Source organism: Botrimarina mediterranea (assembly GCF_007753265.1).
Classification (GTDB): Bacteria; Planctomycetota; Planctomycetia; order Pirellulales; family Lacipirellulaceae; genus Botrimarina; species Botrimarina mediterranea.
This window is the reverse complement of record NZ_CP036349.1, coordinates 249,716-268,388: the sequence shown is the minus strand read 5'-3', so window position 1 is coordinate 268,388 and position 18,673 is coordinate 249,716. Positions and strand designations below refer to the sequence as shown.

The following is an 18,673-nucleotide window of genomic DNA, read 5'->3' as shown; positions in this document are numbered from 1 at the left end:
GCGGCAGTTTAGCACGGGCGGGGGAATGCCGTATCATGGGGCGGCCGGGACCGGGGACGGCCCGGCTCACAAAATCTTGCTCGCTTCGCTGCTGCCCACTGCCGACCGCCCACTGCCCACTCTGCCTGTCATGGAAGTCATCACCCGCCCGTTCGTTCACCTCCATTGCCACAGCCACTACTCGCTGCTGGACGGGGCGAGCCCGGTGAAGAAGCTCGTCGCTCGCGCGAAAGAGCTGAACATGAACGCGCTGGCGCTCACCGACCACGGCAACCTCTACGGCGCGCTGGAGTTCTACAAGGCGTGCAAGGCGGAGGGGATCAATCCGATCGTCGGCTACGAGGCCTACATCGCGCCGGGGAGCCGGTTCGAGAAAGAGGGCGCCACGCGCAGCAAGGAGGCCGCCTACCACCTCACGCTGTTGGCGAAGGACCGCGCCGGCTTCCGCAATCTCGTCAAGATGGCGAGTCGGGCGTACCTCGAAGGCTTCTATCACAAGCCGCGGATCGACAAGGAACTGCTCGCCGACCACAACGAGGGGATCATCTGCCTGTCGGGCTGCGTGTCGGGCGAGCTCTCACGCAGCCTGCTCTCCGGCGCGTCGGCCGACGAAGCGATGGCCCGCGGCGCCGAGATCTCCGGCTGGTTCAGTAAAGTGTTCGGCGACCGTTACTTCCTCGAAATCCAGGACAACGGCGTCGAGATCCAACGCGCGGCGAAGGAGCTGACGGTCGAGCTCGCCAACCGGCAGGGCCTGCCGCTCGTGGCCACGAGCGACGCGCATTACGTCAACCAGGAGGACGCCGAGGCGCAGGACGTTCTGCTCTGCATCAACACGGGGCGTTTCCGCACCGACACCAACCGCATGAAGATGGAGGGAGATCAGTTCTACCTCCGCGCGCCCGAGGACATGTACGCGGCGATGCCCGACGTGGCCGACGCCGTCGCCCGCAGCCAAGAGATCGCCGACTCGGTCGATCTCGACCTCGAACTCGGCAAGCGCTACTTCCCGACGTTCACCGCGCCGAACAACGACAAGCCCGACATCAAGGCGTCCGAGGCGTACCTGCGCGAACTGGTGCTGAGCGGGCTCAAGGAACGTTACGCCAAGACGCCCGAACGTTGGCAGAATGGCGACGCCTCTACCGGGGAGTTGTCCGACGAAGTGCTCGCCCGCGTCGATCGCGAGCTGGGCGTCATCAACAAGCTCGGCTTCCCCGATTACTTCCTGATCGTCTGGGACTTCGTCCGCTTCGCGGTCGAGAACAACATCCCCTCCACGGCGCGTGGATCGGGCGTGGGCTCGATCGTTTGCTACGCGTTGCGGATGAGCCACGTCTGCCCGCTGCAGTACGACCTGCTGTTCGAACGGTTCCTCGACGAGAGCCGGCTGGAAGCGCCCGATATCGATATCGACTTCTGCAAAGAGCGTCGCGGCGAGGTCATCCAGTACGTTAAAGACAAGTACGGCGAGGCGAACGTCGCCCAGATCGGCACGTTCGGAACCCTGGCGGCGCGTGCCGCCATCAAGGATGTCGGCCGCACGATGTCGATGCCGATCTTCCGCGTCGACCAGATCACGGCGATGGTCCCCGAGCAACTGGGCATCACGCTCGAGAAGGCTTTGGAGACCAGCGAAGAGCTGAAGAAGGCGTACGAGGGCGATCCCGAGATCCGCGAGCTGCTCGACCTCGCCAAGAAGGTCGAGGGCTTGGCTCGCAACGTCGGCACGCACGCCGCGGCGGTCGTGATCAGCGAGAAACCGGTCGACGAGTACGTGCCGCTGCAACGCGTCAAAGGCAAGACGGAAGTCATCACCCAGTGGGCGATGGGCGACGTCGAAGCGGCCGGCCTGCTGAAGATGGACTTCCTCGGCCTCCGCAACCTGACGATCCTCGCCAAGAGCGTCGAGCTGATCGAGCAATCGACCGGCGAGAAGGTCGATCCCTACGAGTTCCCGATCGACGACAAGGAGTCGTACGCGCTGCTCTGCCGCGGCGAGACGAAGGGCATCTTCCAGCTCGAGTCGGGCGGCATCCGCGACCTCTTGCAGCGGATGAAGCCCGACAACTTCCTCGACATCATCGCCACCGCCGCGCTCTATCGGCCGGGGCCGCTCGAGGGCGGCATGGTCGATCAGTACATCGAGGTCAAGCACGGCCGCCGCCCCGCCGAGTACCCCCACCCCGTGATGGAAGAGGTGCTCGCCGAGACGCACGGCGTCATGGTCTATCAAGAGCAGGTGATGCGGATCCTCAACCGCCTCGGCAAGATCCCGCTCTCCGAGGCGTACAGCTGCATCAAGGCGATCAGCAAGAAGAAGCTGCCGATGATCGCCAAGTTCTACGAGGAGTTCCTCAAGGGCGCGCAAGAGCAGGGCCTCGACAAGAAGAAGGCCGAGGACCTCTTCGAGATGATCAAGAAGTTCGCCGGTTATGGCTTCAACAAGAGCCACTCGACGGCGTACGCCCTGATCGCCTACATGACGGCCTACCTTAAGGCGCACTACCCCGTGCAGTTCATGGCGGCGCTCCTCTCGGGCGACATCCCTGGCCGCAACTTCAAGAGCAAGGACGCGCTCGTCGAGCACATCGAGGACTGCGAGCGAATGGGCATCGCCGTCGACGCGCCGACAGTGAATACGAGCAGCGTCGACTTCGCCGTCGTCCCCCACAAGGAGGAGGGCTACAAGCACGACTTCAAAATCATCTTCGGCCTCTCGGCGATCAAGGCGTGCGGCGGCGGCGCGGCCGAAGCGATCGTCGCGGCCCGCAAGAAGGGCGGCCCCTTCAAGGACCTCTACGACTTCTGCGAGCGCGTCGATCCTTCGTCGTGCAACCGCTCGACAATCGAAACGCTTATCAAGGCCGGCGCGATGGACGTCTTCGGCGCGAACCGCGCGTCGCTGATGGCGGGCATCGACAAGGCGATGCAGTCGGGCGCGTCGGTGCTGGCCGACCGCAAGAGCGGCCAGAAAGGCCTGTTCGGCGAAGAGATCGAAGCCGCCGCCGCCCCCGCGCCGCTGCCAGACGTGCCCGAGCTGGACGAGAAAGAGCGGCTCACGATGGAAAAGGAGGTCCTCGGCTACTACCTCTCCAGCCACCCGCTGGCCGAGTACGAGCAGACGCTACGCACCTTCTGCAGCCACTCCAGCACGCAGTGCGGAGGCCTCGAGCACCGCACCGAGGTCGTGATGGGCGGCATGCTCGCCGCGATCAAGATGTCGCACACCAAGAACCCCAAGCCCGGCGCGCCGAGCAAGTACGCCATGTGGGACCTGGAGGACATGGACGGCATCATGCGCTGCATCATGTGGCCCGAGCAGTTCGCCCAGTTCGGGCACTTGGTGACGGGCGACGCGATCGTCGGCATCCGCGGCGCCGTCGACCGCCGCCCCGGCGCTGAGGAGGTGAACCTGATCGTCAACGAGCTGATGCCGATCGAAGAACTCTCGGAGCGGTACACCAGCGGCGTGGTGATCAGCCTTCGCGAAGCGGACGGCGTCGAACGCCTCGAATCGCTACGAGAAATCCTCCGCGGTTACCCCGGCGCCAAGTCGCTCAAGCTCGCCCTAGCGCTCGAAGACGGCGGCCGCGTTCAACTCGACTGCCCGAAGGGCGTGGACCTAACGCAAGAGCTACGGACGAGAGTCGACGACCTGCTAGGCCCCGGCGCCTTCCGCCTCACCGGCGGCGCCCCGCCGCCGAAGGCGCCTACGCCGAAGAAATGGGGCAAGCGCGAACCCGCGCGAGCCTAGTCTCTAAAACTGCACAATATGAAGCCAATCCTTCCCGACCAACTCACACCGCAAAGCCGTAACCGCGAACCAGCAAGTTGGCTATTCACGTATGCCGTGGTGGCATTCGTGATTGCGGTAGTCGTAATTGGAATCTGTGCTATTCGGCTAATTACACACTCAAATAGCTTCTTGGCAGGCGACGAACTATTTGCCTTTGCCATCTTACTTCAAACTACCATCGGCCATTCCCTATTCAATCTATTTCTTACCGTCAGCCTGCTGATACTTAAGCGCTGGCGATCGGCGGCTGTCGTGCTTGCACTTGGACTAACCGCTGCCTCACCCTTGGCAATGCTGTTCATCAGCGAATGAATGTGCTGATCGCATAAATTAGTGCGCAGTTCAGGTTTGCCATTTCGATACGTGTCGCACGTGACTTCTTAACGGCGTCGCGGCGCCAAGTCGCTCAAGCTCACCCTAGCCCTCAGCGACGGCGGCCGAGTTCAACTCGACTGCCCGAAGGGCGTGGACCTGACGCAAGAGCTATGCACGAGAGTCGATGACCTCCTAGGTCCCGGCGCCTTCCGCCTCACTGGCGGAGCCCCGCCGCCGAAGGCGCCTGCGGCGAAGAAGTGGGGGAAGCGTGAACCGGCACGGGCGTAGAGATTTGAGCCGTACGCGCTAGCGTCGGGCGGCGTTAGGGATATGCCGCCATCCGGTGGCGCCCGACGCTAGCGCGTTCGGCTCAGGGCTACTGGCCTTCTAGGACATACATCACGGCGTCCTCTAACGCCTTTTCATGGGGCAATATCTGACAGTCGCCGCCGCGGCTCCAAGTTCTTTCCGCCTTCAGCGGATCGGCTTGTCGGCGGAGACGCCGAGTGCAATTCGCCTTCAATTGACCGCGCACCGCTTGGGGTGAGGCGCCGGCGAGCACCACGACATGGACGTGATTCGTCCGGGCGTTTACCGCGATTAGCTCCCACCCTCGGTAGTGGCAATGCTCACGACATGCCGCTTCGACGGTCTGCCGATCGCATTCGCGCAGCAGAACAGCGTCGTGGACTTGCTTGTTGCGACACCACGTTTCGAGCAGCGGCCGTGCCTGTTTGACGCCGCGGCTACGCTCTCGCCAGCCACGGGCGTCGCCGGGCAGCCAGGTTCCGTAGGTGGTCCAGGTGATCAAGAAGCCGGCGTAATCAGGCATACCGGCATCGTAGTTGCGGCTTTCGCCGTACGCGCTAGCGTCGGGCGGCGTCAGGGGCGATTTCCCACTCGGTGGCGCCCGACGCTAGCGCGTTCGGCTCAAAATCGCGACTTCGTCGCTCTTCCGTCCGAGCCCCCGCCGGGGTCAAATAGAAGGTTTCGGCCCTTTGCCGCCCCGGGGTCGGGGTGCGCGCCGGCCGTGGTACGACGCTCTCTCCCTCCGACGCCCTCCCGAGCCGCAATGGCCGACGCCCCCGCCAAGACGCCCGCCCCTCAGCAGCCCGCCCCGCGCAAGCGGAAGGCCGGCGAGCCGATCGATCCGTCGCGCATCCGCAACTTCTCGATCGTCGCCCACATCGACCACGGCAAGAGCACCCTCGCCGATCGGCTGCTCGAAGTGACCGGCACCGTCTCGAAGCGCGAGATGAAGGAGCAGCTGCTCGACGACATGGACCTCGAGCGCGAGCGCGGCATCACGATCAAGTCGCACGCCGTCTCGATGAAAGTCATTCATGGCGGCGAGGAGTACGAGCTCAACCTGATCGACACGCCCGGCCACGTCGACTTCCAGTACGAGGTGTCGCGGTCGCTGACGTGTTGCGAAGGCGCGCTGCTGCTGGTCGACGCCTTCCAAGGGGTCGAGGCGCAGACGGTCGCCAACGCTTACAAGGCGATCGAGCACGACCTAGAGATCATCCCGATCCTCAACAAGATCGACCTCACCTACGCCCGCCCCGACGAGGTGAAGGAAGAGATCGAAACCACCCTCGGCCTCGACGCCAGCGAGGCGATCGGCTGCAGCGCCAAGACGGGCCAGAACTGCGACGCCGTGATCGACGCCATCATCGATCGCATCCCCGCGCCCAAGGGGAGCAACTCGGCGCCCCTCCAGGCGATGGTCTTCGACAGCGTCTACGACGAGTACCGCGGCGCCATCATCTACCTGCGGGTGATGAACGGCGTCGTCCGTGCCGGCGACCGCATCAAGTTCCTCCAGGCCGGCACCGAGCACGACGTGCTCGAGGTCGGGCAGCTCACGCCGAAGCGCACGCAGCGCGACTACCTGTCCACGGGGCAGGTCGGCTACATGATCTGCAACATCAAGTCGCTCGGCCACGTCCACATCGGCGACACCGTCACCACCGCCCGCGGCGAGCAGGCCGAGCCCCTGCCCGGCTACGACGAGCCGAAGCGGATGGTGTTCTGCGGCCTCTACCCGAGCGACGGGCACGACTTCGAGAACCTACGCGAAGCGCTCAGCAAGCTGCAGGTCAACGACCCCAGCTTCGTGTTCGAGCCGGAGACCTCCGACGCGCTGGGCTTCGGCTTCCGCTGCGGTTTCCTTGGCCTGTTGCACATGGAGATCGTCCAGCAGCGGCTCGAGCAAGAGTCCGACATGGACCTCGTGCAGACCGCGCCGAACGTCACCTACAAGATCCAGACCAACGACGGCCAGTGGGACGAAGTCCACACGCCGACGCGCGTCCCCGACGCGGGCAATATCAAGGAGTTCCAGCAGCCGGTTGTGCGGGTGAACTTCGTGATGCCGGCCGAGTACATCGGCGGCGTGATGAAGCTTTGCGCCGACCGCCGCGGCGAGTTCATCCGCCAAGAGTACCTGTCGCCGCAGCGCTCGATGCTTGTCTACGACATCGCGTTGGCGGAAGTCGTGTACGACATGCACGACCGCCTGAAGAGCATCACCCGCGGCTACGGGACGATGGACTACGAGATGAAGGGGTACGAGGCGGGCGACCTCGTGCGGCTCGACATCCTCGTGAAGGGCGAGCGCGTCGACGCCCTCTCGATCATCTGCGACAAGCGCGACGCCGACCCCCGCGGCCGGGCCGTCATCAAGAAGCTCAAGGAAGAGATCCCGCGGCACATGTTCGAGGTCCCGCTGCAAGCGGCGATCGGCACGCGCATCGTCGCGCGCGAGACGATCAGCGCGATGAGCAAGAACGTCACCGCCAAGTGCTACGGCGGCGACATCAGCCGCAAGAAGAAGCTGTGGGCGAAGCAGAAGGAAGGCAAGAAGCGGATGAAGTCGATCGGCAACGTCGACATCCCCCAGAAGGCGTTCCTGGCGGTGCTAGAGACGGGCGACGACGACTCGAAGAAGTGACCCCTCTGCAGCGGGGAATCTTGTGGGGGCTTGAACGTCGAGGCGCCCTCCCCGCCAACCGCACCCCGTGAACGGGTGTTTAGGCGGCCATAGCGGGGTCGTACAACAAGTTTCGCACCCGCCAACGACAATCTAGTCGACCGGGGCTTGGAACGCCGCAAACGGGCCCCCTGAGGGCCCCCGGTGGGGCGTCCGCGACGGCGGCATCCGACGAGCGTTCGCCCTCGCCGACGGCTAGTTCGTAGGGTGTGATAAAGCGCCAGCGGCATGGCGCCTTCACGGCGTCGATCGGAGGGCGTTCTGCCCGCCAAGGGAAACCGGAGAGGTGCGATTTCATCGCACCCTACGCGCTTCGACGTTTTACCTAGACGACGCTCTGCCGCTGAGGGTCAAGATAGTTGAATTGGTTGTCTTCAAGTCGGTCCTCAAGGGCTCGAAGGCCTTGCTGGCTCGCATAGGTCGCTTCAGCAGCCGTGATGGGTATCAACCAAAGAAAACGCACCGGATTGATACTAAATGGCGTTGCAGACTCTTCGAGGCTGGGGCCGTCTAGGTAGGGCAACGAAAGCACCCCATGATTGCATTCCGACCCGGGAATCCAAGGACGCCCGAAATTTACGACGTGCCCCAGCTCAAGACACTTGCCGGTTCTATGGTAATGTGCGATCGCTGTAAGCAATTCAATATGATCGCTCGTTTGTATGCCAGAGAATAGATGTATCTCAACGGGAGCAACGTCGGTTGATTGAGACATACAGCATGTCGCATACGTCCACATGTCACGTGACTGATTTGGCTGAAACTCCAGAACGCAGAACTCGGAGCCAAGCTGCTCTTTCGGACCATATTCCCAAGAGCGGACGATGGCGTCGTTCAACCATTGCTGTTCGTAATGAACTCTCAAGTGATCGCAGTAGTTCATCAATCAAATCCGAAAATGCTTCAGCCGCATAAAGGAACTTACCATCAAAGCGTATAGCAGGTAGCTCGTAGGGTGCGATAAAGCGCCAGCGGCATCGCACCATCACCGCGTCAATCGGAGGGCGTTCTGCCCGCCGAGGGAAACCGGGGAGGTGCGATTTCATCGCACCCTACGAACTCATGCCTCAACCACAGAAGTAGAAGCCTCGGTAATTCCTTCCGCCGCTTCCACTCTCATCGGCAAGCACACCACGAACGTCGCGCCCTCGCCTTCGGTCGATAGCACGTCGATCGTGCCGTGGTGTTTGTTGACCACCACGTCGTAGCTGATCGCGAGGCCCTGACCGGTCCCTTTGCCGACGTCTTTGGTGGTAAAGAAGGGATCGAAGATGCGCTCGCGGATCGCTTCGGGCACACCCGGACCGTTGTCGGCGATCTCGATGCGGACCGATTCACTCTCGCAGCGGGTGCGGAGCGTGATCACGCCGAGAGGGCCGTTTTCGCCGTTCTTCTCGGCGATGGCGTCGGCGGCGTTGACGATCAGGTTGAGGAAGACTTGGTTCAGTTCCGCCGGCAGAACTGGGACATGCGGCAACGCCTCGTCGAGGTCGAACTCCACCTCCGCGACGTACTTCCAGCGGTTGCGCGCAATTGTCGCCGCGTTACGGATCCCGTCGTTGAGGTCGGAATCGACGAAGTCATGGGTCCCCGGATGGGACATGACCTTCATCGCGCGGACAATCTCGATGACGCGCCGCGAGGCCTCGGCCGCTTCGTTGATCGCCGACGGCGCCATCGCCGCCACACGGTTGTAGTAGTGTTCGTCGATTAGGCTACGAACCGACAGCTTGCGATCGTCCCAAGACCGTGCCGGCGAGTCGAGCGTCTTGACGAGTCGATCCACGAGATCGAACAAGCGCTGATGGCACTCTTGCAGAAACTCGACGTTGTTCGACACGCACTGCATGGGCGTGTTGATCTCGTGGGCGATGCCCGCGGCGAGTTGGCCGATCGACTCGAGCTTCTGCGACTGAGCGAGCCGACTCTCGAGACGCCGGACCTCGGTAAGGTCGGTGATGAACGCCACGAAGACCGGCTGGCCATTAAAGTTGGCGGCGTGGACCGAGACCTGGACCGGGTAGGCGTGGCCGTCGTGGCGGCGGTGCAACGTCTGAAAATCGACCATCGACGCGCGCCCCTCGATCAGCGGTTCGACCGCCACGAGGCACTTTTCGACAGTCGCATTGGGAACGAGGTCGGCCGGCGACATCCCGAGCAGCGTCGGGCGGTCGTAGCCCGTCGCGCGCACAGCCCCTTCACTGACAAGGAGGAACCGCAGGTCATCGCGGCGGAGGATGTAGACCTCGTTCGGGAGGTCGCTGAGGATCTGCGAGAGCGCCGCGGCGCGGTCGGCTTCCCTGCGTGAGCTGGCGGCGGCGTTGACCCGTTCGGTGACATCGACATGGGCGACGACAACCGCGGCTCCGCTGGCGCCCGCGAAGGGGCAGGCCCGCACTTGGAACCAGGCTTCGCCGCCGGCGACGTGGTGCCGGTACTCCATCACGAAACAATCGGGGTCGCCGGCGACGATGCCGCGTAGCCCCGCGGCGAGCTCCGCCGCATGGAATCCGTCCGTCGCCCCCAGCGTGTCGCAGTAGTGGATGTAGTTGTCGCCTTCACCGATCCGAATGGCCTCTGATTCGATGCCTTCGCCGAATCGGCGCCACGCCGCGTTGGTCGAGAGGATCACGCCGCGTTCGTCGAGGATACAGATCCGGGCGTCGAGCGAGTCGATGACGTTCGCCAGGTAGTCACGGGCTTCGGCGAGCTGCTCGGTTCGGCGCTCGACCCGGGCCTCGAGCGTGTCGCGTTCTTCTTCCAGCGAGGCCTGGAGCTCCGCCATCCGCCACAGGTGGTCGCGGCTTTGGGCGATGCCCCACACCAGAAACGCCGTCTCGAACAGCACCCACCCGCCGTGCTCCAAGGCTTCAAAGAGCGCCGGCTCGCTGACTCCAAAGACCGATTGGGGCCAATAGACGCCGCGGAAGAGGTGGTCGCTGAGGATGAGCACGACCGCCGGGACAAACACGCGAAAGTCGCGGTAGAACGATAGTAGCGCGAGCGAGCCAAAGATGTGGAAGTGGGCCTCGATGCGTCCCCCCATCAGGTGGATCAAGAGCGCCGAGAACATCATCTGCGCCGCGGTGATCACCAAACGGGTCAGATACTCACCGCTGCGATTCCGCGCGAGCCAGACAGGAAAGACCGTCAGCAGCCCGCCGACGAGCAAGGCCGCCACAAGGTGGATGTGGGGCGAGCTCTGCGACCCGACCCAGGCCCGAGGCGAGAGCGTCAACGCGCAGACGATCGCCGCGGCCCACTGGGCCACGAGGAGGAACGAGAACACACGATCGGTCAGCGCTTGCAGTTCGCGGAGCGATTGCGTGAAAAGTCCTTCGACTTGCTGAAGCCGCATGGCGGGGGAGGGCGTCACGATCCGTCTCCGCTGCGGAAGATCGGGCACCCGTACACGGGGTGACGGCGGCGAGCCGTGGGACGTCCGTTGATCGCGTCGATGACGGCGGTGAGGCCATCATTGGCGCCCTCGTGACCGCGCGACGGTGTGATGCCGCCGTAGAAGACCGCCGGGCCTTCGGGCGAGTAGAGAACGAGCCCGCCCGAAGTCTCGATCCCAAAACCGAGTGCCGCGGCGCCATCGACATCGTCGTGGACTTCGAGCGACGGGAGCCGCTTCACTTGCTCGACTAACGAGCTGTTCGCCCACTGCGGCGCCGTCGCCCCAGGGCGATAAACGTAGACATCGACCGAAAGCCGTTGCTCATAACGATGCAACAAGCGCTGCAAATGAGCGATCGACGCCTTGCTGCAGGGGCAGCGCGGGTGAATCGCCATCGCGATCCGCCACCGCCCTTCGGGCGGAAGTGATTGGTTCTCTGCCGATGGCGGTTGCTGCCGACCCGGCGTCTTGGCGTAGACGGCGATCGCGGCAAACGACGCCAGCACCACGAGCCCCCAGAGCAGCGCAACACGCCACAACGTCGCGGGCGTTGCGCGCCGACTGGATAGAGGATCGGGGGACCTGCCGTGAGAAGTCATGGTCGGGAAGCAAAGAATTCACCATGCGCAGCGATACTCGCCGCGCAGGGAAGTCTTGCTTCTTCGCACCGGTCAGTCGGAGTGGTCTTCCGCAACCTAGATCGCGAAAAACCCCACCAGCCCCCACAACCGGCAACGCTTGCGGATCACGCCATCGACAGCAGGCGTCCGTCGTCGGTTTCAAGGACCGCGACGGTGCCGCCACGCATCCAATAATAAAGCCAACGACACGCCGACGCTGTCGGCGATCCAGTCCCGCAGGTCGCACGAGCGGCCGAAGTAAGGCTGGCTGAGCTCGTCGATCGCGCCGTAAGTGAGCACCGCGGCGGCGATCACAAGACGACCCATGAGCCCTGGCGAGCCGCCGACACGACGCCAGGCGATACACAGCAGCGTCGTTAGCACCGCGTAGGCCGCCGTGTGGACGAGCTTGTCGTTATCCGTTGCGACGCCCGCCACGTTCTCCGTTGGCAGGTGGGTGCCGATGAAAAGCACGAGCCAATAGACCGCCAGTGCCGCTAGCCAAAAGACCGCGGTGCGGCGCCAGCAGCGTCGCGGCGGGACAACGGGGGCGTCCGTCGCGTCGGCGGTGCTGGGGGAAGACATCGCGGCGGGGTCGAAGGTGAGGGGCCGGGCGACGGAAGGGAGCATGCAGTGAACCCGGGGACTTACAAACTAGCAGATGGCAAACTAGCAGATGGCGGAGCAGCAGATGGCGGAGCAGCAGCCGGGCGGCGTGAAGGGCGCCGCCGCATCGGGTAACCTTACGCCACGCCGCCGCGGGAAGTTCCCGCCCCCGCCGAGTTTCTCCCCCGCGTCATCATTCCTCCCGCAGAAGGCCGATGTTGCTCCCCCAGCCCGAAGACCTCGACTACATGCGGCTGGCCCTCGGCGAGGCTCAGGCCGCGGCCGCGGGGGGGGAGGTCCCGGTCGGCGCCGTCGTCGTCTGCAACGACCGAGTGATCGCCGCCGCCCATAATCAGCGCGAGACGCTCCGCGACCCAACGGCCCACGCCGAGATGATCGCCATCACGCAAGCGGCCGAGTCGCTCGGCGCGTGGCGGCTCGAAGGCTGCACGCTGTACGTGACGCTCGAACCGTGCCCGATGTGCGCCGGCGCCATCGTGCAGTCGCGCGTCCCGCGCGTCGTGTACGGCGCGGTCGATCCGAAGGCGGGCGCCGTCGAGAGCCTCTACACCCTGCTCGCCGACGAAAGGCTCAATCACCGCCCCACGGTAACCAGCGGCGTCCTCGCCGAACCCTGCGGCGAGATCCTCACAAGCTTCTTCCGCGCGCGGCGGCGTTAGACTCTAAAATCTTTGAACCACAAAGGAACGAAGGAACAAAGAAGGGCGTTGGGTGGGTAGTCCGGTAGACCGTTAGGGTTGGTTGACATACCTCTTCCTATCGGACTACCGGTCTAACGGACGAATCGCTCACTTCGTTCCTTTGTTCCTTTGTGGTTCGCTTGTTGTAGTCGAGAGTTCAGATCGCTGACGCCGTCGCGCTGACGCCGAGTTGGGCGATGGGTTGGCCGGTGGGGCCGGCGAGGGCGGCGGCGCTGGCGGTGGGGAGTCGGAGCGTGAATTGCGTGCCGCGGCCGACGGCGCTCTCGACGCGGATCTTGCCCCCCTGGGCCTCGATCATTTCACGGCAAGCCGAGAGCCCTAAGCCGGCGCCCCCTTTGCCCGTCTCATCGGGGCCCGACTTGGTGCTGTAGCCGCGATCGAAGATGCGCGGCAGAAGGTCCATCGCGATGCCGGCGCCCGTGTCGCGGACCGAGAGATCGACCGTCCCCGTCTGGGCGTTGTCGGCCGTGCGGATGATGACCTGCCCGCCCGAGGGCATCGCCTGACGGGCGTTGGTGAGCAGGTTCATCAGCACCTGTTGCACCTGGTTGCCGACGACCATCGCCTTGCCGCGGGCCTCGTACTGGCGTTCGACGCCGACCCGGTATTTCTGCAACTCGCGCTCGAGCAGCACCAGCGTCTCGTCGCACAGCGCGCCGAGGTCGGTTGGCGCCGGGTCGGCCGAGCGATTGCGCGCCAGGCCCAAGACGCTCGACGTCAGCTTCTCCGCCCGCTGAGCGGCGGCGAGGATCTTCTCAAGCGATCGGGTGCGAGTCGCGTCGTCGGTGTGACGCAGGCCGAGCTTCGCGTAGTTGAGGATCGTCGTGAGGACGTTGTTGAACTCGTGCGTGGTCGTGCTGACGAGCTCGCCGAGCGCTGTCATCTGCTGCGCCGCTTGCAGGTCGCAACGCAGCTGCGCGATCTCCTTTTGGAGGTCGTGAATCTCGGCGCCGGGAGTCTCGGTTGATGTCATTGCTAGCACATGTCGTCACAAGATTGCTACACAAGAGGGAGAGAGCCAGCGCTCGAGGCAATGCTTGCGCGACGCCGAGCGATTACTTGGCCCTTCCTTAGGAACCATCGACGATAAGGACTCGCCCGCTGGAGCCGCAGCGCGTAGAATCCAGCCGCGACGCCCGCGGAAGGACTCCGGGGCACGAAACTCTAACGCTCAACCCGGCGAGGCAAGGATGCCCCAGTCCACGGTTGTGGCGACGCTGCCGTTCTCGGCCGCCGCCACGCTCCCCGCTCGTAGTACCGCTCGCGCGCTGCGCTTCGACAGCCGCGGGCCGGCGACGCTGTCGTTTGCCGAAGCCTCTGCAAAGCGGCAAGCCGCTGAGGTAATTGGCGACGCTTACACCGAGCTTCTCGAGGAAGCGACCGACGTTGCTCGTCGGCTGGGCTGCGAAGTGCGGCGTCGGCTGCTCGGCGGCGCCGTCGCCGGTGGCGCCCGTTGGGAGCGCGGCAAGCTGAGGATCGTCCTTGATGTCGAGAGCTCGCCCCGCCGCCGGCTCGAAGTCGTCGCCGACGCGCTGCGTGGCGACCACCGCTTGGCGCGGACGTCGATGTCGGACGAACTGGCCCGCTACCTAAGCCCCCGTCGCGCGGCTTAAGTTCAATCGAGCAATCGCACTCTTGTGGGAGAGGTTGCGGGCTACGGCTCCAACCCCGGACGGACCCCCTCGGGGAACACCTCTTCGATCACCTGCTGAATGTAGGCGACGCGGTTGGCGGGTTTGGGGTGGGTGCTCATCATCTCGGGCGGGCCGCCCCCGGGGGACGCCTCGTCGAGCACTTTCATCACGCCGATCATAGCGCGCGGGTCGTAGCCGGCCTTCTCGGTGAGCAGCACGCCCCACTTGTCGCTCTCGAGCTCGTCGTCGCGGCCATACTTCATCTGGATGACATTGGCGACAGCCTGGGCCATCTGCACGCTCTGCGCGTCGCCGCCGATCTGGCCGGCGCCCATCGCGATGGTGCTGAAGAGTGTGTTCTTCGCCATCCGCTCGTTACCGTGACGCTCGACGACGTGGCCGATCTCGTGTCCCAAAACGCCGGCGAGTTGCCCCACTGTTTCGAGCCGGCTGAAAAGGGCTTCGGTGATAAACACCTGCCCGCCCGGCAAGGCAAAGGCGTTGACGGTCTGGGGGTCGGCAAGCAGCGTGAACTTGAACTTGTAGGGGTTATGAAGTTCGACGCCCGTCTCCGCTTCTTTCTCCGCCATCCATCGATCGAGACCGGTGAGCAGTTCCGCGCCGACTTTGTTGACAAGCGCTTGCCCGTCCGCGCTACGCGAAGCACCGCCGTGCATCTGCACCATCTCGGGCGCCGCCTGCTGGCCGAGCGCCATCTCTTGTTCCTCGTCAGCGATGGCGACACGCTCGCGCTGACCGGTGATCTGGTTCACGTCGCCCGGGTTGCCGTAGTAGCTCACCAGCGCGAAGAGGATGAAGCCCGCGGCGATCAGGAGCCGCATCTTGAGGCCGCTGCCGCCTCTCGAAGAGTTGCCGAAGAGGGCGCGCTGCTGGCCGTACCCGCCACGCGACGACTGACGGGGCGACGGAAACGGAAGGCGGATTCGGGCCACGGCGGTGCGGGGGCGGTTGGGGGATCAGCCGAGACGAAAAGGACCGGTTAGCAGCATACCAACTCCGGCGCGTGACGCCACAATTGGCGGGCCGGCGCCGCGGCAAATGGCGAGCCCACGATGTTAATCGTGGGGGGATATTGCTCTCAGGGTTCCACCCACGATTAACATCGTGGGCTCGCCATTGTTCGGTACTTTGGAGCGGGCTCCGACGCTACTCCCGGCGCAGCGGGCGAATCGCATTCGTCGCGCAGTGCACGTTCCCCGACCACCGGTGGTAGGGCTGGTCGTCGAGGAAGGCGATGCGGGCGGCGAGCCCCGTAAGCCGCTGCTCGATGTCGGCCTTGAAGAGGTCGACGCCGTCGATCACGGGGCCGCAGGGTTCGGACATCGCGACGACGCCCGGCTCACCAGCCGTGCCCGGGAGCACGAGACAGTTGACGACGTTCGGCGTCCGCGCCTCGCCGCTCGGTTGGAAGAGCACCGGCAACCGTCGCAGTCGATCGGCCTCGACGCCGATCCCTTCGAGCAGTACGCGCGACATCGGCTCGATGCGTTCGGTCCACAACCGGTGGTTGAACGCGACGAACTCCGTGTCGTCGAGGATGGATTGAACCGTCGTCCCGTTCTCATAAGGAGCGAGCATCGTCGCGCCGCCGTGCCCCTGCGCCGCGGCGCTTTCTAGCAGTTTGATCGCCGCCGTTGGATCCGGGACGGCGACAAAGAAGCCGTCGTCCTTCGCGGGCAGGAACGACGACATCTCATCGACGTGCCGCACGGTGAGCCAACCGACATCAAGCGCAAGCGGCGCCTGCGCGCCTTGCTCAGTGAAGAAGGCGACGACCTCGGGGTGTAGTTGCCCGCCCGTCTCGGGATTCACGCCGTACAGCACGCGGCCGTTGGGCCACGCGGCGGTAGGCGGCGACGCTTCGAGGTTGCCGAACCAATCGATCCAGGCGTCACCAGGGGTGCTCGTGGTGCTCGCGCCGCTGGCGAACGCCTCCCGGTACGCGCCGATACGGAGCGTCTCGATTCCCGTGAGCCGATCCTTCGCGAAGTCATCGACGGATTGGTTGCGGACGCCAAGCAGCGCGACCGTCCCGGAACCGTCCGCGCGTTCAAGGAACTCGACGGCGTCTTGCAGCCAGACTTGGTTCTCGGGATACGGATCGCCGGCAGGGACGACGTGCATCTCGGCGCCGACTTCGCGGCAACACGCAGCGAGTTGCTCGATGAAGCGCTCGTTGCGGCCGGGGAGTTCGCGGACGAAGACGACCGACGCGGGGGCGAGGCTGGATTGGACGAGGAGCGGGGCGGGGGTTGTCATGATGGTTCGTTGATCGTGGCGCCGCCCGAGGCTAGCGCCTTCGGCTCAAGTTGGCTTCACCAACCTTACCACGTGCGGCAACATCGCTCGCATCGCGCGGCTGCGGTGGCTGATGGCTCGCTTGACGGCGGGGCCCATCTGGCCGAACGTTCGATGATACTCCCGGACCTCGAACAGCGGGTCGTAGCCGAACCCGCCGGCGCCGTGCGGCTCGGTGAGGATGCGGCCGTGGCATTCGCCGCGGGTCTCGGCGCGGACGGAGCCTTCGGGGTCGGCGAGCACGAGCATCGCCACGTAGTGCGCGCCGCGTTTCTCGGGCGGCAGGCCGGCGAGCTTCTCGAGCACCAGAGCGTTGTTCGCGGCGTCATCGCCGTGCTTGCCGGCGTAGTGGGCCGAGTAAACGCCCGGCGCCCCGCCGAGGGCGTCGATACAGACGCCGCTGTCGTCGGCGAGCACCCAGTGGCCGAGGGCCTTGGCGTACTCGGTCGCCTTCTTGCGGGCGTTGTGCTCGAAGGAATCGCCGTCCTCATCCACCTCGTGCGTGAGGTCCGGGAAGTCGGCGAGCGTCTTCACCTCGATCCCCCGCGGCGCTAGCAAGCCAACCAGCTCATCCCGCTTCTTGGCGTTGCGCGAACCGATAACGAGCGTGGGGGCCTTCATGCGGCCCGTTTTAGGGCAGCCGATGCGTCGCTTCTAGTGGACGATCTCGGAGAAGGAGATAGGGGGATGTTGGTGATAGGGGGGGTCGCAAGCGACCGGGCAGAGGGGTAACGACCTTCTGCTCTTAGCGACGTAGTGAGATTGTCATAGGGCCATTTGGAGATAACAGGCGTCCGCGGAGCGGCTGCATTTTTTATCTCCAATGGCACAAGAGAAAAGGCTGCCCAGTGTTTTGAGCCGAGATCGCGTTCGGCATTGCCGCTCGCTTGCGATCCCCCTCTCACTAACATGCCCACTACCTTCTTACCCAGAACCAATTCCCCTACGGGCGCCAAGCGAAGCCGCTACTGACGCTTTTCTTTGGGGCGTCGATCGCCTCGGGGTAGACGTCGAAAGGGATCGGACGCGGGGGCTGGCCCTTCTCGAACGCCACCTGGGCGTACTTCGGGTTCATGCCGCTGGCGATCTGGCCAACCTCGCTGCTGAAGAGCGAGTTGAATTGCTGCTTGACCTCCGCGGCGCGGGCCGACTCGGCGGGCGCATTGCGTTGCTTGTCGAGCGGCGTCGGCGACGTGTTGTGAGCGGCGCCAAACGTGCGGACGATCTCAACCGCGTCGGGGTGCGGCTGACCGTTAGCGTCGATAACGTTGTCGAACGAGCCGACGCTGACCCAGCTCTCGGTGCGGTCGTGGAATTCGTAGGCCTCCCAGCCCTTACGCCGCATCTCTTCGCAGAGCAGGTGCGCGTTCTCGGCTGCCTCCATTAGCGGATCGGTCTCGGCGTTCTTGCGACGCGACTTGCTGCTGCGCGACTGGCTCGCGCCGACGAGGGTGCCGCGGCCGCGGAACGTGGCGACGCGGATCGTCTGCTTGCCGGGGATCTTCAGCGCGGAGTGAGCGAAGTCCTTGTTCATCTTCTCAACGAACTTATCGACGCCCTTTGGCGCGAAGTACGAGTCGGGCAGCAGCGGGTTGCGCGTCATGAACGCCGCTCGCATCGGTCCGCCTTGCTCGTTCTTCTCGGTCCATGAGGCGAGCATGACGCGCGTATTGGCGAGGTTCTGGTTCGTGTGACCGCTCTCGTCGATCTCCAGCGCCTGCGGCTTGGCGGCCTTGATCGCTTGCAGATCGCGGGCGGCGATTGTGTCATCGACCGACGGGTAGTTGCCCACCAGCACGGCCCATTCCTGGCGCTTCGAGCCGGTGCGGTAACGCATCTTCACCGGGGCGCCGTAGCGATCGACGCCGCGGCCGACGGGCTGGTTGTCGGTGAGATCGAACGTCATCTCGTGGACGTAAGCGGGCAGGCGGTGGGTCCGCTGAATCTCGGCGCACAGGTCACGGGCCTGCCCCTCGGCGCCTTCACCGGAGAAGGTCGTTGCGAGGATCAGCCACGGGCCCGACTGCTGCGTCAGCTGGAACGAGCCGGCGGCGTGCGCCGGAGCGGCGGGCGCGGCCTGCTTGGCGGGCTCCTCCTTCTTCGATCCGAAGAGGTTCCAGAACTGCGCGCTGGCCGGCGAGGCGATAGCGACAGCGGCGATAGCAAGCGTGATTCGGGCGAGGGCCATGGCGGACTCCGTTCCGCGAAAGGGCAGCAGGAAATTACAGCGTCGCGGACCGTAGCAGCCGGACTTGAGCCGAAC

At 64.7% G+C, this 18,673-nt stretch carries 15 protein-coding genes; 5 read left to right on the top strand and 10 right to left on the bottom strand.

What is annotated here, in order from left to right:
* Nucleotides 1–130: 130 nt before the first annotated feature.
* Both dnaE and Spa11_RS01045 read left to right on the top strand, forming a co-directional pair.
* Nucleotides 131–3,757 carry a DNA polymerase III subunit alpha gene (gene dnaE / locus Spa11_RS01050; protein ID WP_145105624.1) on the top strand — a complete coding sequence of 1,209 codons (3,627 nt, stop codon included), beginning with the start codon at nucleotides 131–133 and terminating at the stop codon, nucleotides 3,755–3,757.
* A gap of 18 nt (nucleotides 3,758–3,775) precedes the next feature.
* Nucleotides 3,776–4,111 carry a hypothetical protein gene (locus Spa11_RS01045; protein WP_145105620.1) on the top strand — a complete coding sequence of 112 codons (336 nt, stop codon included), beginning with the start codon at nucleotides 3,776–3,778 and terminating at the stop codon, nucleotides 4,109–4,111.
* A gap of 379 nt (nucleotides 4,112–4,490) precedes the next feature.
* On the opposite strand, the gene Spa11_RS01040 is transcribed toward Spa11_RS01045, so the two are convergent.
* Nucleotides 4,491–4,946: a transposase gene (locus Spa11_RS01040; protein WP_145105617.1), complete on the bottom strand. Its 456-nt coding sequence runs from the start codon at nucleotides 4,944–4,946 to the stop codon at nucleotides 4,491–4,493.
* Between the two features lie 240 nt (nucleotides 4,947–5,186).
* Here Spa11_RS01040 and lepA point away from each other — a divergent pair, with 240 nt between their 5' ends.
* Nucleotides 5,187–7,070, top strand: a complete 1,884-nt coding sequence (gene lepA / locus Spa11_RS01035) for a translation elongation factor 4 (protein ID WP_145105615.1) — start codon at nucleotides 5,187–5,189, stop codon at nucleotides 7,068–7,070.
* Between the two features lie 364 nt (nucleotides 7,071–7,434).
* Here the strand turns inward: lepA and Spa11_RS01030 are convergent, their stop codons facing one another.
* From Spa11_RS01030 to Spa11_RS01015, 4 genes are all read right to left on the bottom strand, one after another.
* The gene (locus Spa11_RS01030; protein ID WP_145105612.1) at nucleotides 7,435–7,992 is read right to left on the bottom strand and encodes a suppressor of fused domain protein; all 558 of its coding nucleotides are present in this window, start codon (nucleotides 7,990–7,992) and stop codon (nucleotides 7,435–7,437) included.
* A 177-nt stretch (nucleotides 7,993–8,169) separates the two neighbouring features.
* Nucleotides 8,170–10,485, bottom strand: a complete 2,316-nt coding sequence (locus tag Spa11_RS01025; protein WP_197529649.1) for a sensor histidine kinase — start codon at nucleotides 10,483–10,485, stop codon at nucleotides 8,170–8,172.
* Complete coding sequence (locus Spa11_RS01020) at nucleotides 10,482–11,048, bottom strand: hypothetical protein (protein ID WP_145105606.1); 567 nt, start codon at nucleotides 11,046–11,048, stop codon at nucleotides 10,482–10,484. The genes Spa11_RS01025 and Spa11_RS01020 overlap by 4 nt, the downstream gene beginning before the upstream one ends.
* Nucleotides 11,049–11,288: 240 nt before the next feature.
* Nucleotides 11,289–11,759, bottom strand: a complete 471-nt coding sequence (locus Spa11_RS01015) for a VanZ family protein (protein ID WP_145105603.1) — start codon at nucleotides 11,757–11,759, stop codon at nucleotides 11,289–11,291.
* 191 nt (nucleotides 11,760–11,950) lie between these two features.
* Here Spa11_RS01015 and tadA point away from each other — a divergent pair, with 191 nt between their 5' ends.
* Nucleotides 11,951–12,415 carry a tRNA adenosine(34) deaminase TadA gene (gene tadA, locus Spa11_RS01010; RefSeq protein ID WP_231933099.1) on the top strand — a complete coding sequence of 155 codons (465 nt, stop codon included), beginning with the start codon at nucleotides 11,951–11,953 and terminating at the stop codon, nucleotides 12,413–12,415.
* A 178-nt stretch (nucleotides 12,416–12,593) separates the two neighbouring features.
* Here tadA and Spa11_RS01005 read toward each other — a convergent pair whose 3' ends face one another.
* Nucleotides 12,594–13,430 carry a sensor histidine kinase gene (locus tag Spa11_RS01005; RefSeq protein WP_145105600.1) on the bottom strand — a complete coding sequence of 279 codons (837 nt, stop codon included), beginning with the start codon at nucleotides 13,428–13,430 and terminating at the stop codon, nucleotides 12,594–12,596.
* Nucleotides 13,431–13,647: 217 nt separating this feature from the next.
* On the opposite strand from Spa11_RS01005, the gene Spa11_RS01000 reads away from it, so the two are divergent.
* Nucleotides 13,648–14,070, top strand: coding sequence for a hypothetical protein (locus Spa11_RS01000; RefSeq protein WP_145105597.1), 423 nt, complete (start codon nucleotides 13,648–13,650; stop codon nucleotides 14,068–14,070).
* A gap of 41 nt (nucleotides 14,071–14,111) precedes the next feature.
* On the opposite strand, the gene Spa11_RS00995 is transcribed toward Spa11_RS01000, so the two are convergent.
* From Spa11_RS00995 to Spa11_RS00980, 4 genes are all read right to left on the bottom strand, one after another.
* Nucleotides 14,112–15,044: a M48 family metalloprotease gene (locus tag Spa11_RS00995; RefSeq protein ID WP_231933097.1), complete on the bottom strand. Its 933-nt coding sequence runs from the start codon at nucleotides 15,042–15,044 to the stop codon at nucleotides 14,112–14,114.
* Between the two features lie 214 nt (nucleotides 15,045–15,258).
* Nucleotides 15,259–16,371 (bottom strand): protein-arginine deiminase family protein, encoded by a 1,113-nt coding sequence (locus Spa11_RS00990; RefSeq protein ID WP_145105594.1) that lies wholly within the window; start codon nucleotides 16,369–16,371, stop codon nucleotides 15,259–15,261.
* 45 nt (nucleotides 16,372–16,416) lie between these two features.
* Complete coding sequence (locus tag Spa11_RS00985) at nucleotides 16,417–17,031, bottom strand: non-canonical purine NTP pyrophosphatase (RefSeq protein ID WP_145105591.1); 615 nt, start codon at nucleotides 17,029–17,031, stop codon at nucleotides 16,417–16,419.
* Between the two features lie 322 nt (nucleotides 17,032–17,353).
* Nucleotides 17,354–18,598: a hypothetical protein gene (locus tag Spa11_RS00980; RefSeq protein ID WP_145105588.1), complete on the bottom strand. Its 1,245-nt coding sequence runs from the start codon at nucleotides 18,596–18,598 to the stop codon at nucleotides 17,354–17,356.
* Between the last annotated feature and the right edge of the window lie 75 nt (nucleotides 18,599–18,673).